This window comes from Paenibacillus ihbetae, assembly GCF_002741055.1.
Classification (GTDB): Bacteria; Bacillota; Bacilli; order Paenibacillales; family Paenibacillaceae; genus Paenibacillus_AQ; species Paenibacillus_AQ ihbetae.
Window position 1 is genome coordinate 4,770,212 of the sequence record NZ_CP016809.1, and the last position, 14,675, is coordinate 4,784,886.

Genomic DNA, 14,675 nt, shown 5'->3' on the forward strand with positions numbered 1-14,675 from the left:
GTCTCTTTTGTATTTCGATGAAGCTGTTGATGATGGACGGAACCGGTTTTATACACTGATGGTAGGCTCGACCACCGTTATGGTATTGTTGACCGAGTTCAGATTAACCGTTGCGCCAATCGGCAAAGCGGCTTTATATATGCCATGACCCGTCGCGAGGTTTGTGATCAGCGGCTTACCGAGCGGTACGATGAATTCGTCGATGATATCCTGATAGGATTTGCCGTATGCAGCCTGACAGCCCGTGCATTCCCCCGTAATGATGCCGATGCAATCGCGGAACTTTCCGGCCAGCTTCAAATCATTCAAGTATCTGTAGACTGTATTGGTAGGCTCATGCGTTTCTTCAAGGACGAGAATTTTACCGCGCGTATCGATTTCGAAGGGGGTTCCTAACGTGTCTACAAAGGATGTCAGGTTACCGCCAACGAGGGGTCCTGTAACATTACCCGGAATCCGGCTTACCAGCGGCATGCCCGGCGGATTCTGAATCGGCCGGGTTATCGAATATAACGACGTAGCCGCAAAAAACTGGTCAAAATTATAGGCCGGCGTATCGGGTTTGAAGTCAATCAGCAGAAGGCTATGGAAGGTGATCAAATCCGTAAGCTGATGCAGCGTATTTAACAATACCGTTATATCGCTGTAGCCTGTAATGATCTTCGGGTTATTCCGAATCACGCCATAATCAAGGTAGGGAAGGATTCCGGCTACTCCGGTGCCGCCTCTTGTGGGCAGGATCAGCTTGACCTGCTCGCTCTGAAACATCATCATCAAATCGGACGCCCGCTGTTCGTCCGTACCGGCAAGAAACCCGTTTTGCGCGTATACATATCGGCCCAACACGACATTGAACCCGAGCGTTCTGAGAAAGTTGATCCGTGCATCAATGATGTTTGCCGCGAGCGGGCTGCCCAAGGTCGCGATTCCGACGGTATCGCCCCGCTGCAATATAGGCGGACGTATCGGCATATTCTTATCTTCCTCCTTTGAACATAGAAGCAGCCGCTTTTCTTAAATGCTTCTAGATTATATTGAAAAAATCGGCTCCCCATTACTAAAACAGGGCTTTGCTAAACATAAAACCGCTCTTTCGCAAGTGGCTGGATTCCATTCCAAGTTAGCGAAAGGGCACTTTTCTGTGCATAAAGATCTGTCGGCTCAAGCTGTTCAAGCATGTTAAGAGCGGGCTGATGACGCGGAAGACAGGCATTCCCGCAAAGCGCCGAAGGATACGGTGGAGGATAAAGTCGCTAAATATAGATACCATTTGTTAAATTTTTTCAGTGTTCTCTTGTTTGTAAACGCTTTAATATCGATTTATGACGTAACTGAACGGAGGGGGATTATGAAACTAGCAAGACGTTTCTGCAGCGTGTTATGGATGGCCGCACTGACGATGCTGGCAGCAGGGTGCATGGCAGGGGGCAGCGGCATTGACGGCCGTATGGCCGAATCGGAGCGGCCGATGGACCCTGTGCGGATCACCGCGTATATGGCCAAAAATCCGGTGGCGGACATCCTCCGCGCCCATCTTCCGGAATTCGAGGAGAAGACGGGCATCCAGGTGGATTTTCAAGCGTTGACCAATGAGCAGCTCAGTCAAAAAATGTTCGTTCAAATGACGGTAGGAAGCGAAAGTCCCGATGTGTTCATGATCCGACCGCTGGAGGAGCTTAGCCTGTATGAGAACAATGGCTGGCTCGCCCCCTTGGAATCGTATGCTGTCTCGGACCCCCGCTATGATTTTGCCGATTTTTCCGGCACGGCGCTGGAATCGGTAACGGTTGACGGCAAGCTGCTTGCCATTCCGCTGTCGACCGAACAGCAGATTCTATTCTACCGGAAGGATTTGCTGGAGAAGCAAGGAATCGGGGTGCCGCAAACTTTGGACGAGCTGGAAGAGGCGGTCCGGCGTGTGCATGACCCCGAGCATGGCGTCTACGGCTTTGTTGCAAGAGGGCAGCGAAGCGCTCTCGTCACCCAGCTCTCCTCATTCATATACTCCGAAGGCGGGAATTTTCTAATCGAGGATCAGGCGGCACTAAATACGGAGGAAGCGCTTAAGGGAATGAAGCGGTATGTGAATCTGCTCCGGAACTATGGGCCTCCCGGTGCAATCAACTTCAGCTGGCCGCAATCCGCGGATTTGTTCGCCCAAGGGAAGGCGGCTTTCTTTACCGATGCCAGCGCGATTTACTCCCTGCTATCGCAATCGGGGCTGAATAAGGAGGACATCGGGTATGCGATGTTTCCTGCAGGCGACGCCGGCCGCAAGCCCTACAGCACCACCGCTTGGGGCATCGCGATGAATGCGAACTCGCCGCGCAAGGAAGCCGCATGGGCATTCATGGAGTGGGCTTCGGGAAGGGAGATGGTCCTGGAAGCCCAGAAGATCGGAAACCCGGGAGCGAGAAGCTCGCTCTGGCGTGACGAGGAAGGCATCTCCGGCTTTCCGGAAGGACTGATCCCGATCATTAATGAATCGATTCCGATCGGAATGAGCTATGACCGCCCGAAGGTCATTCATGTGAAGGAAGCGCGGGACATCATCGGCAGCATCGTCGTGAAGGGATTGGTCGGGGAGGACATCGAAGCGGCGGCCGAATCCGCAAACGTTCAATTGCAAGAGCTGATCGACAGCGAGAAGTAGAGCGAATCGCTCTGACACGGGGGGATGATCGATGAAGCGGTTAAGAACAAGCACATTTGCGAAGCTGACCACCTTGCTGGCGGTCCTGGTGATCCCGACGATTCTGCTGTATGCCTATTCCCATCAGGTCAGCATTAACGTGGTCCGATCGACCGTGGAGGTGGGGCAGCACAATCGATTGACATTTTTCATGAGCCAAATGGACACCATGGTCGACCAGCTGACCAAATATTCGGTCATCGCAAGCAGCGATGACGGGATCAAGAGTTATCTGGCGGAGCGTCCCCGAAGTACCCCGATGCAGCGAATCGACAGCCAGCAGCGGATCATGGACATGCTGAACATGCAGATTGCGACGAGCAGCTGGGACAGTCAAATTCTGATGTACCTCACGAAGTATCAGGAATTGCTCACGACGGATCTGTCGGCTAAGTATGATGCCGAGTACTTGGCCCAAGCCCGTATGCAGGACTGGTCCTATCATCACGATTCGCAAGGCCAGGCCTATTTCAGCTGGATGAGAACGCCGGCTTCCTCGAAGGATCTGGTCGTGGAGATCCGGTTTACCGACCAGAATGTAATCAATATGCTGAACCGATTGAAGCAGGATGGGGACAGCGAGCCGTTTCTGTACGCGCCCGGCAGACCTGTCATTGCAAGCAGCACATCGGTTAGCGAGACCGTTCAATTAGCTGTAGACGCGTTAAGGGACATACAGCTCGGGGATCAAGGCAGCCGAATCGTGCAGTCGGGGAAGGGCAAATACGTCATGAATTACGTCCGGTCCGGCAGCCTGGGCTGGTATCTGGTTGATTTTGTCCGGCTGGACAGCGTGTATTCTCCCATTACCTTGAGCAGCACCCTCTTCTACATTTCCGTATCGCTGCTGCTCGTGCTTGTCTTGCTGCTGACTTTGCTGCTGTACCGTAACGTTCAGCGCCCGATTTCCCGGCTGCTGCATGCGGTTCGAAGGATCCGGGACGGTCAATATATGACCCGTCTGCAGGATGCGCCGAAGAATGAATTCATGTATCTCTTTCACGCCTTCAATAATATGGCCGAGCAAATCGAGGATCTGATCGAACGGGTATACAAGGAGAGCCTGCGTTCCAAGGAAGCGACGCTTAAGCAGCTTCAATCGCAAATCAATCCCCACTTTCTGTACAATTGCTTGTTCTATATCAAAAATATGGCGAATCTCGGCGAGAAGGAAGCCGTTGTAGCCATGGCCCTAAACCTCGGGGATTATTACCGCTATACGACCCGGTTAGAGAAACCGACCGCGCCGCTTGAAGAGGAGGTCAAGCTGGTGGAAAATTATTTAACCATTCAGATGCTTCGTCTTCAGCGATTAACCTTCGAGATTGAGATTCCCGAAAATATGCAGCAGCTTGAGATACCGCGTCTCTTGCTTCAGCCTATCGTAGAAAATGCCGTTATTCATGGCGTCGAGGATCAATTGGATTTTGCATTCATTCACATTCACGGTGAGATCGAGGGGAGCCTGTGCAAAATCGTGATCGACAATAACGGCGATGGCTTGGACCGCGCCATTCTGGCTAAGCTGCGGCGGCAGATCGAGGAGCCGCTCCACGAGCGCGGAGGGTTCGGTCTGTGGAACATCCAGCAGAGACTGGTCACCCGTTACGGCAAATCATCCGGACTGTCCTTCTCGGAATCGCCGTCCGGCGGGCTGCGGGTTGAATTATGCTGGAACGATTCGGATCTCGGAAGGGAGGAATCCGCTTGTATAAATTGTTGATCGTTGACGATGAGGCCAGTGTCGTCGAGGGGCTGGCGCATACGATACCTTGGGAGCATGTCGGGATCGACGAAGTGCACAAGGCATACTCCGGCTTCGAAGCATTGGAAATCCTGCAGACGCAGCCGGTGGACATTATGATATCCGACATCAAAATGCCGCGGATGAGCGGTCTCGAGCTTATTGAAATAACGAGAACGAGGTGGAAGAAGCTTAAAACGATTCTGTTGTCCGGGCATGCCGAGTTTGCTTACGCGAGAGAAGCCATTTCGCTTGGCACTTCCGAGTATTTGCTGAAGCCCGTTAGCGACGAAGTCGTCCTGGCTAAAGTAGGGAAGGCGGTGGAATCGCTGCGGCTGGAGCGGGAGTCGGACGAAACCTATAACCGGGCGGTTCAGGCTTTCCGCGCCAATCTGCCCCAAATGCGCAGCGAATTTCTGAATCAGCTGCTGCAGGGCATGAACTCCCCGGAGGACGTATGGACCAAGAAATTGGAGCTGCTTGAGATGAGCTCCGCGATCTGCAGCGAAGCAGCCCTGATGCTGGTCCGGATGGAGGACCGGCTGACGGAGATGAGTCCGTACGACTCCTCGGTTATGGAGTATGCCATCGGCAATATGGCGGACGAAATTTTCGGCGACCGGTTTCGTTTATGGCGGTGCCGGGACATTCACGGGTACCTTGTATTTTTTGTTTTTGACAGCCATGATCCGAAGGCGGAGCGTCCGCCCGATACTGTCCCGGAATACGAGCTAAAGCATTGCGCTTCGCAGCTGCAAATGAACGTCAGCCGTTATCTGAAAGGAACGATTTCCGTGCTGATCGGCAAGCGGGGCCGCTTTCCGGAGGATGTGCGCAAGCTGTACCAGGACAGCCTACTGGCGCTGCGCCGCCACATCGGCAGCCACAGCGATATGTTCGTGTACGCCGCGGACGAGGAGGAGCTCCATCCGGTACGTTCCTTGCAAAAATGCTATGAGCCGCCGCTGCTGCATCATCTGCTGGAGTCCGGCAGCTGGGAGCTGGTCAGGGACAAGCTGGAGCAGATCCTGAAGGAGCTGTCGCTCGCGCACAGCCAATCCCAGGAGCATGTCACCGAAGCCTTTTTCTTCATTTATTCCTCCCTGAGCGCTTATGCGCATAAGAACGGACGCAGCTTGAGCGATTACCTGGGAGCATCCCTTGCGGACGTGACGGGACTCTCCCAATGCACGAACGCGGCCACGCTCGGCAAGTGGGTAAACCAGGTGCTGTCGCTTCTGGAGCAAAGCGCCGAGCGCGCGACACGCAGTGACCGGAGTGCCGCCGTGTCCCGGATGAAACGGTTCATCCGGGACCATCTGTCCGAGGACATTTCCCTGCAGGCGATTGCGGATCATATGTATATGCATCCGGTGCATGTGTCGCGGCTTTTTAAAATGGAGACCGGCTCGAACCTGAGCGACTATGTGCTCCGACTGAAGATGGAGCAAGCAGCGGAGATGCTTGCCGACCATTCCTTGAAAAACTTCGAAATTGCCTTGAAGCTGGGATACCAGAATCCAAATTATTTCATCCGGGTGTTTAAGAAATACTATTCCGTAACGCCCCAGGAGTACCGAAACAACCTGGAGGCGGGAAAGCCGTAACTCCAGGCTCTCGCCCGTATACCGTCCGTTTTCAGCGGTTTGTTCTTGCTGGAAGCGGGCTTTTTTATGTGCGCCGGCCGCTGCAGCCGCTTGCCCGGCATCGTGTTAAGGAAGGAGAGCCGATGTTAAGCCTCTATCATTTAACCCTGTCCATTAAGCGCTTACAATGAATGGTGTAAAGGCATTCCACTATATACGAGGGGTGAATGATGAGATGAAGAAGAGCATGATTCGATGGATAACGGCCGTTTTGGCCCTGATTTTGACGGCGGGATGCGGCGCAGGGGGAACGGGAGGCAGCGGCTCGGGGAATGCCGATCCGGGCAAGGAAACCCTGACCTTCTGGATGAAGAAGCAGATGTTCGAAGAGCAGAACCAGATGATTCAGGAGAGAGCAAAACAGTTCGGAGAAGAACATAATGTGAACGTGAACGTGGAGTTTATCGCGTACGAGGATTTCTACCCGAAATGGTCGGCAGCCATTGAATCGGGGACAACGCCGGACGTTTCCTTTTTCGGTTATCAGGAGGTTGGACAATTCTATGCCAAGGAAGTTCTGGAGGATGTGACCGATCTTGTCGGAAAGGTGGAGAAAGCAAACGGGGAGATTCAAGACAGTCTGAAAGCATCCGTAACCTTTGAGGACAAGCTGTACGGGGTACCGCTCTGGACTGAATCGACGGCGCTGTACTACCGCAAGGACATGCTGCAAGCCGCAGGGTTCAGCGAGCCCCCGGCAACGTGGGAGGAATTCCGCGAAATGGCAAAGGCGCTTACGGATCCATCCAAGGGCATCTACGGGGCCGGGCTAGGATACGGCAAGGGAAATTCGGACGCCGAATGGCTGACCCGGGCGATTATTTGGTCCCATGGGGGATCGCTTGATACCGAGGACGGCAAGACCGTGGTCGTCAATACGCCTGAAACCCTGCAAGCGGTACAGCTGATCAGGGATATTTTCATCGAGGACAAGGTGACTCCGCCGAGCTCCATTGGATGGGACGACAGCGGCAATAACAAATCGTATTTGAGCGGTCAATCCGCCATGATCTTTAACGTCGGCAGTCTGGCGGCCACGATCAAGAACGATAACCCCGAGTTGTATGAGAATACGGGCATCGCCATGCTGCCGGCAGGGCCGAAAGGAGCCGTAGTGCCTGGGATCAGCAACAATCTGGGCATATTCAAGGCATCCAAGAACAAAGACCTGGCGAAATCCTTCATCGAATATATGACGGACAAAACATGGTACGGCACGTGGGTGGAGAACGGGGCTCCGTTGACCGGCCCGATCTATAAGGATTTGGCAACCGAAGCAGTATGGCAGGAGGAGAAGAACAAGGGATTCGTCGACTCCATCGCTCATTTCGCCTTCCTTGGATACCCGGGGGTGTATAATCCGAAGGCTGGAGAGATCTACAACCTCCGTTATGTCAACGACGTTTTCCAAAAAATGCTCCTCGATTCCGGCTTTACCGCCCAGCAAGCGGTGGAGGAGCTGCAATCCAAGATCGAGGCGGTATATGGCAAGTAGGCGATAGAAGCTAGACATCACAACCATAAGGCTTCGCAGCCCGGTCACAGGCATTCGGCACGGCCTGGCTGCGGGGGTGCCTGAGGCAACAGAAAGAAGGTGCTATCCATGAAAAGCTTGGAGGTTCAAACGACGCCGGGAACTCTCCCGGCATCCGGGAGGGAGCGAAGCAAGAGCGGCAGCTGGCTGGCCTACCTGCTCATGAGCCCGGTGCTGATTTATTTGCTGGCCGTCATGGCGATTCCATTCGGCTGGGCGGTATACCTCAGCTTGACGAATAAGGTGGTCGGGGTTCCCGAAACGTTCGTCGGCTTGCGGAATTATGCGGAGCTGCTTGCTGATTCCGTGTTTTGGAAGGCGGTCTGGAACACGCTGGTCTTTACGCTTGTCGCGGTCATTTTGAAGGCGGTATTCGGCATGATCATGGCGCTTGTGCTCAACGAGAATATCGTTGCCCGCAACTTTTTCAGGGTGATGCTGTTTCTCCCGTGGACGATCCCGACGATCGTCTCCGTGTTTACCTGGCAGTGGATCTATTCCGACGTCGGCGGCGTATTGAATGCGCTGCTCCTAAAGACAGGGCTCATCGACAGTCCCGTCGGCTGGCTGGCCACACCGGATCTTGCCATGTTCTCGGTCATTCTGGTGAATGTCTGGCGAGGCATTCCGTTCATGGGCATCGCCATTCTGGCGGGCCTGCAGACGGTGTCCAAGGAAATGTACGAAGCCGCCATGCTGGACGGGGCTGGAGCGATCAAGCGCTTCTTCTACATGACGCTGCCCTCGGTTAAAGAAGTGACCATCCTGTCCTCCGTCATCACGACGATCTGGACGCTGAACGACTTCGAGATCATCTGGCTTCTCACGCGGGGCGGCCCGGACAACGGCACGCAGGTTCTGTCCACGCTCAGCTATACCGTAGGATTCCTGAACATGAGCCTCGGCAAAGCGATTGCGATATCCGTCATTACGCTGCCGCCTTTGATCATGCTGATCAACTATGTGACCAAGCGTTCGCTGGCGTCCGACAAGTAAGGAGTGATTTTGATGAAAACTACGCTTGGCAAGCAGATCACGGTATATGCCACACTCGCCCTGCTGCTCTTGTTCGCGCTCTTTCCTTTGTATTGGATGGTCATTACGTCCTTCAAATCCAATGGGGAGATCTATTCCATGACGCCTACGTTTTGGCCGAAGGAGTTCCTTGGAACCGCCTATGACAGGCTGATCAACGAAAAGGGCTTCATGACGAATATCAAAAACAGCCTGCTCGTCTCCCTGATCGTGTCCGTGTTCTCAATCGTGGTCAGCATGCTGGCCGCATACGCGATCTCCAAGCTCAAGTTCAGAGGGAGAAGCTTTATTTCCAAGAGCATCTTGTACGCGTACTTGATGCCGAGAGCGGTTCTGTTCATTCCGCTGTATATGCTGGTAACGGCCATCGGCATCAACAATTCCATATACGGGCTCATGCTGATCTACCCGACGATTACGATTCCGTACGCCACATGGATGCTGATCTCTTACTTCAAATCCATTCCGGACGAAATTGAGGAAGCGGCCATGATCGACGGGTGTTCCCGAATCAGCACCATGACCAAGATTATCTTTCCGCTGTCGGCGCCGGGTATTGCGGCTACCTTCATCTTTTCGTTCACGCTGTGCTGGAGCGAGTATCTGTACGCCCTGGTCGTCGTCACCAAAGGCGCGGACAAGACGATCACGCTGGGGCTGTCGGACATGATCGTGGGCGACGTCTTCGCATGGGGGCCGCTGATGGGAGGCTCCATCGTCGCATCGATTCCGGTCATCATCATGTACCTGTTTACATCCAAATATATGGTCAGCGGAATGACGGTAGGAGGGGTTAAATAATGAAAGGGAAAAAAGTGCTGGTCACCGCCACGAATTACTCCAAGCTGTGTGCGAATGCCAAGCAGCTGCTGCTGGATAATGGCTGCGAAATCATGGAGAACCCCTATGGACGTCCACTGACGTTCGAGGAGCTGAAGGAGGTGGTAGGCTCGGTCGACGGCGTCATTGCCGGCGTGGACACCTGGAATGAGCAGGTATTCCAATTGGCCCCCCAGCTCCGAGGGATCGCCCGTTTCGGCGTCGGCGTGGACAATATCGATCTTGCGGCCGCACGGAAATACGGCATCCAGGTTACGAATGTTCCAAGAGGCAATGCCAATGCGGTGGCCGAGCTGGCGGTCGGCCTCATGATCGCCGTGCGCCGGAGCATTCCGCTGCTTGACCAATCCACGAAGAACGGCGGCTGGGACCGTTTTGTCGGCTCCGAGCTTGCCGGCGGGACGGTCGGTCTCCTTGGATTCGGAAATATCGCCCAGCTGACCGCCAAGAAGCTGAAGGGCTTCGACGTCGAGCTTATCGCGTACGATAAATATCCGGATGCCGCCAAGGCGGCGGAGTATGGCGTGAAGCTGACAACCTTCGAGCAAGTGCTGACGGACAGCGATATCGTCAGTATGCATTTGCCCAGCCTGAACGAGACGTACCATATTATGAATGATGGGGCTTTCTCCAAGATGAAGTCATCGGCAGTGTTCATCAATACGGCCAGGGGAGCCGTCGTGGACGAGCAGGCGCTCGCCAGGGCGCTCACATCGGGCGTCATCGCCGGGGCAGCCATCGATGTCTATGAGGCCGAGCCGGTATCCGCCGGCAATCCGATCCTGCGGACCCGTAATCTCATCACGACGCCGCATACCGCGGCCGAGACGTACGAGACGTATGAGCGGGTCAGCATGGTTACCGCGCAGGCACTGCTGGATATTTTCGAGGGACGCGAGCCGCAGCATTTGTTGACGCCAACAGCGTAATCAATCACGCATGAACGATGCGAACCTAATGAGGAGGGGACGCCTATGTATCAGAACATTACCAACGGCAACTGGCCGGTTATGCTAACGCCGTTTACGGAGCAGAACGAAGTGGATTACGAGGCCCTGGAGCGGCTTATCGACTGGTATATCGAACGGGGGGCCGACGGCCTGTTTGCGGTGTGTCAATCCAGCGAAATGTATACCTTGACCCTGGAGGAGCGCGTACTGATCGCCGCCTTCGTCAAAGCGAAGGCGGCCGGCCGGGTGCCGGTGATTGCATCGGGGCATGTATCCGATGAATTTGAAGACCAAGCCGCAGAGCTGAACGCCATCGCGGAAACCGGCGTCGACGCCGTCGTCTTGATCACGAATCGGCTCGCCGGACCCGACGAGTCCGACGACGTGTGGCTGGCGAATCTCGATAAGCTGCTCGCGCGCATTCCGGAACACGTACCTCTCGGATTGTATGAGTGTCCGGCCCCGTACCGGCGTCTGCTGACGACGGAGATGCTGAAGAAGTGCTCGGATACCGGACGCTTCCGGTTCATCAAGGATGTGAGCTGCGATCTGCAACTGATCGGGGACAAGCTCAAGGCGGTACAGGGAGGAAGCTTGAAAATCTTCAACGCCAATACGGCGACGCTTCTCGGCAGCTACCGGCTCGGGGCCTTCGGCTTCAGCGGCGTGATGGCCAATTTCCATCCGGAGCTGTATACATGGTTGTTCCGGAATTGGGAGAGCCGGCCGGAGGAGGCGAAGGAGTTGTCCGATTTCCTCAGCGTCGCCTCCTTCATCGAACGACAGCTTTATCCCGTGAACGCGAAGTATTATCTTATGCTCGAAGGCGTGCTGACGAACTATCGCTGCCGCTCGAAAAACCATGAGGAGTTCAGCGCCACCCAACGCTTGGAGGTCGAGCAGCTGCACCGGCTGTCCAAGCGGTATGCCCAAAAGTTTCCGATTTCATCATAAGGCTTGGATTTTGCAAGCAAGGACCGGCTCGCGACCGCCTCTTTAGGGGGCGGATGCGAGCTTTTTTCAATGAGCAGAGGCACAGAGGAAGAGGTAGAGGAAGGGGAATAGGTTGAGCATCACGATGGAGGTGAGAGCTGCTCTTTTAGGTTGGTAACGATATTCACCTCGGAAAAAACGATATGGGTCGAAGGGGAGGTATAGGTCGCGATGCTGTTCACGAACGCCTCGATTTCCCCCAAGTCCGCCGCACAGATCCTGACGAAAAAGCAGGCCCGCCCCGCTGTTCGCCAGCATCCCAGCACGCGGGGGTGCGCCTGGGCAAATGCCTTGAATTTCTCAAAATCCCCGTTCCTTACGGTGACCTCCATGATGCACTCAAGCCCGAATCCAAGCTTTTTCCGGTCGATCCCGATCGTATACCCGGTAATGACGCCTTCGCTCTCAAGCCGGCGCACCCGCTCCGTTACGGAGGGAGGGGAGAGATTTACTTTCTTGCCAAGCTCCCGCATGGACAGTCTGGCATCCCGCGCAAGCTCATCCAGAATGGAGAGATCAATGTCGTCGATTTTCATATGGAACCTCATTTCACGAATGATGTTGTGTTTGTAACATTATCATACATGAATGATTTCAATTGTAAAGGAATTCGAGGGGGCAAGCCTTTATAATGGAGAAGTGGAAGGAGGGGATGACCTTGGCGAGAATTTCTTACTCCAAGTCAGGGGATACGCCATTTCAACAGCTGCTGGGTCACAATGAAGATATTCGAGCACAGTGGGTGGAGCTGGAGGAAGCCTTTTATGAGAGCGGTCGTTTAAGTCAGGAGCTTAAAGAACAAGTTCGCCGCACGCTTGCTTTCGGGAACGGGTGTAAATACTGTCAAGCGAAAGGCAAGCCGTCAATCAGCCACGAAGATTCCAGAATCAGCCTGGCGGTGGCCTTCGCGGATCTGTTTCTAAACCACCGCGCCTCCATCAATCAAGATACATTCGACGTGTTAAGAAGTGAATTTTCGGAGCCTGAGATCGCGGAGCTGTGCTCCTTCGTGTGCTTTACCACCGCTTCCCAAATGTTCGGGGCGGTGATGGATCTGCAGCCCTGAAAGTCCTAAAATCCAAGGGATTTGGATGTAGCTGTCACCCGATAGGAGCAGCTTTCTTCTACAGAAAGCGCTGGACATCTCAGCGAAAAAAAGATCAGCAGCTCGGAGCCGTACGTTCATAACGGCCTGATCTGCTGATCTTTCATTTTACGGCATGCTCTGATTAATTCTTAGTCCACACGCCAATCTTGTAAGCACCATCGGACAGTCGGTCCGTATTCGCAAAATCAACCGCCGGCCGGTTCGAGGCTGGATCCAAGATTGCGATGGCCAAATCATAGGTACCGTTTGGAAGCGCGGAAGTGGAGAGAGAACCTGACACCGTATGCAAGCCGGTTCTCCAGGCTGTTAAGTCTGCGTTTGCCGTTTGACGCGCCACGATGCTCCCGCCGCTGCGAAGCTGAAGCTCGATGGGCCAGTGGAACGGGAAATGCTGGACGCCCTTGTTCTCCACGATGACGGATACGTCTAGCGTGCCTCCGTTCTGCGCTTCCGGGTAGGCTGCCTTGTTCAAGACAAAGTGGTAGCCCATTCGTTTCTTCAGCCGATCCATATTGCCTTGAAGCGGATTGCCCACCGCCAAGGAAGCGGGGGCGTTCGGTCCGAGCCAGCTCGGCTTGCTCAGCTCGGTCTGCCGCAGCGTCTCATTAAAGCCGCTGCCTGTCGTTAGTGCGGCATTCATGCCATAGGCACCGCCGTAAAATTCACCGCCGGAGATGCGGACATCCCAGAAATTCGGATGGCCCGGCTGCCGCTGGCCGATATCGTCCCAATAACCGTTCTGTGTGCCCGTATACCAGCCCCATTCGGAATCGAAGCTTGGCTGGTCGCCGAAAACGTCATTATACATGCCTAGAATAAGGCCTTTGTTGTTATTCTTGGCAAGGTCCACGCTTCGCCGGATCATTAACTGCGTGTGATCCTCCTGATCGGCAAATGCATCGATGTAGTGTTGAATGTATTGGTTGGAAATTTCGTTCGGAGGAAAGGCTCCCGTATAGTTGCTTTCCCCGTTCGGTCCTACATAGGGCCAGGTGTGAAATTCAGCCCAATGGCCGAGCGAACCGATTTGCACGAAAGCAATCGGGCTGTCAGGCGCGTTGTAATGCTCCGCTATCGCCTCGATGGCCAGCTTGTGCCTCGCAATCAAATAGTCGGAGCTGTAATTCGGGGAGAAGCCGATGTTGTTGCCCGTACCCATGCCTCCGGTTTCATCATGATAAGCCTTGCCCGGCGATTGTCCGAGTCGGACCATATCGTTGTACAGCCAGTCCGGAATGTCCCGGTGAGGGACGCCCGAAGGACTGTCCATGATAAAGCGAAGAACGACTTTGACGCCACGGCTTCGCCAATGGTCGAAATGATTGGCTGCTTCAATTGCGCTGAAATCATACTGCCCCTTCGCGGGCTCCAGCTCTTTCCAAGTGACGCCGACATATACAAGACGGTGGTCCTGAGGATAGCCGGTGGATTTTGCGGAAGGTGCCCAGCCCTTAAATGGATTGTTGAGCGGATCATCCAGCTCGGTTGGATAGAATTCGACCATGTTTTCTCCGGGATTCCTTTCATCAAGGGTATAAAGCGGGAGCGGCTGGTTTTGCCCCGGCAGGCGATGGGTATCCGAGTTGTTATCCAGATATCCGACGCTAACGCTGCCGCCTGCGGTTAGTCCAAGCGTCTGAAGCGGAAGCGCAGCTTCAATGAGGGAAGAAGTCCGTGTAAATTGAGAGGAAGGAAGCGAGGAGGACCAATTCCAGCTCCATGTGCTCCCGTTGCCTCCATAGCGGTACAGGGAATCATTTTCGAGAAGCCACTCAATCCCTGTTGCTCCCCAGCCATAAGCCTGATACCCGGTAACAGCGCTTCCGTCCGTATTCAACCAGAAGCTGCCCATGGTCGTGCTCAGACCGGAGCCTTCTACAAGGAGATATAGGTGTTGTTCGTCGTGGGAAGCCTTCAGAACTTTGGCTGCTCCGGAATTTGTGGAAAGGGACGGAATCCCTTCCCAGTCGCTTGCATCGCCGTCAATCTCGATAGAGGCCGTTTCCGCAACCGAAATCGAGACGGGAAAAGGGGACAACGTCAGAAGCAAGGCCATCATCACTACAATCATCATTTTCACTGAATTACCCCGTATTCTCATATCAAACCTCCTCCTACAAATATGGGCGTTCG

The 14,675-nt window shown here is 54.3% G+C and carries 12 protein-coding genes; 9 read left to right on the plus strand and 3 right to left on the minus strand.

Annotation, left to right across the window (positions count from 1 at the left end; all coding sequences use genetic code 11):
- Positions 1–48: 48 nt before the first annotated feature.
- Entirely contained in the window at positions 49–972 is a 924-nt protein-coding gene (locus BBD41_RS21450; RefSeq protein ID WP_099478672.1) for a S66 peptidase family protein, read from the minus strand.
- 376 nt (positions 973–1,348) lie between these two features.
- Here BBD41_RS21450 and BBD41_RS21455 point away from each other — a divergent pair, with 376 nt between their 5' ends.
- The 8 genes from BBD41_RS21455 to BBD41_RS21490 all read left to right on the plus strand — a co-directional run bounded on the left by BBD41_RS21455 (position 1,349) and on the right by BBD41_RS21490 (position 11,395).
- The gene (locus tag BBD41_RS21455) at positions 1,349–2,653 is read left to right on the plus strand and encodes an ABC transporter substrate-binding protein (RefSeq protein WP_099478673.1); all 1,305 of its coding nucleotides are present in this window, start codon (positions 1,349–1,351) and stop codon (positions 2,651–2,653) included.
- A 31-nt stretch (positions 2,654–2,684) separates the two neighbouring features.
- Positions 2,685–4,415 carry a sensor histidine kinase gene (locus BBD41_RS21460; protein ID WP_099480727.1) on the plus strand — a complete coding sequence of 577 codons (1,731 nt, stop codon included), beginning with the start codon at positions 2,685–2,687 and terminating at the stop codon, positions 4,413–4,415.
- Complete coding sequence (locus BBD41_RS21465; protein WP_099478674.1) at positions 4,400–6,043, plus strand: response regulator; 1,644 nt, start codon at positions 4,400–4,402, stop codon at positions 6,041–6,043. Before BBD41_RS21460 ends, BBD41_RS21465 begins: the two co-directional genes overlap by 16 nt.
- Positions 6,044–6,257: 214 nt before the next feature.
- A complete protein-coding gene (locus BBD41_RS21470) occupies positions 6,258–7,577 on the plus strand; it encodes an ABC transporter substrate-binding protein (RefSeq protein ID WP_189636065.1) in 1,320 nt (439 codons plus the stop codon).
- A gap of 108 nt (positions 7,578–7,685) precedes the next feature.
- Positions 7,686–8,612 (plus strand): carbohydrate ABC transporter permease, encoded by a 927-nt coding sequence (locus BBD41_RS21475; RefSeq protein WP_007127459.1) that lies wholly within the window; start codon positions 7,686–7,688, stop codon positions 8,610–8,612.
- 12 nt (positions 8,613–8,624) lie between these two features.
- Complete coding sequence (locus BBD41_RS21480) at positions 8,625–9,452, plus strand: carbohydrate ABC transporter permease (RefSeq protein WP_077567705.1); 828 nt, start codon at positions 8,625–8,627, stop codon at positions 9,450–9,452.
- Positions 9,452–10,420, plus strand: a complete 969-nt coding sequence (locus tag BBD41_RS21485; protein ID WP_099478675.1) for a phosphoglycerate dehydrogenase — start codon at positions 9,452–9,454, stop codon at positions 10,418–10,420. Before BBD41_RS21480 ends, BBD41_RS21485 begins: the two co-directional genes overlap by 1 nt.
- Before the next feature lie 45 nt (positions 10,421–10,465).
- Positions 10,466–11,395, plus strand: a complete 930-nt coding sequence (locus BBD41_RS21490; protein ID WP_077567703.1) for a dihydrodipicolinate synthase family protein — start codon at positions 10,466–10,468, stop codon at positions 11,393–11,395.
- A gap of 119 nt (positions 11,396–11,514) precedes the next feature.
- On the opposite strand, the gene BBD41_RS21495 is transcribed toward BBD41_RS21490, so the two are convergent.
- Positions 11,515–11,970 (minus strand): Lrp/AsnC family transcriptional regulator, encoded by a 456-nt coding sequence (locus BBD41_RS21495; protein ID WP_099478676.1) that lies wholly within the window; start codon positions 11,968–11,970, stop codon positions 11,515–11,517.
- 95 nt (positions 11,971–12,065) lie between these two features.
- On the opposite strand from BBD41_RS21495, the gene BBD41_RS21500 reads away from it, so the two are divergent.
- A complete protein-coding gene (locus tag BBD41_RS21500) occupies positions 12,066–12,500 on the plus strand; it encodes a carboxymuconolactone decarboxylase family protein (protein ID WP_099478677.1) in 435 nt (144 codons plus the stop codon).
- A gap of 163 nt (positions 12,501–12,663) precedes the next feature.
- Here BBD41_RS21500 and BBD41_RS21505 read toward each other — a convergent pair whose 3' ends face one another.
- Positions 12,664–14,643 carry a DUF4832 domain-containing protein gene (locus BBD41_RS21505; RefSeq protein ID WP_099478678.1) on the minus strand — a complete coding sequence of 660 codons (1,980 nt, stop codon included), beginning with the start codon at positions 14,641–14,643 and terminating at the stop codon, positions 12,664–12,666.
- Positions 14,644–14,675: the final 32 nt, after the last annotated feature.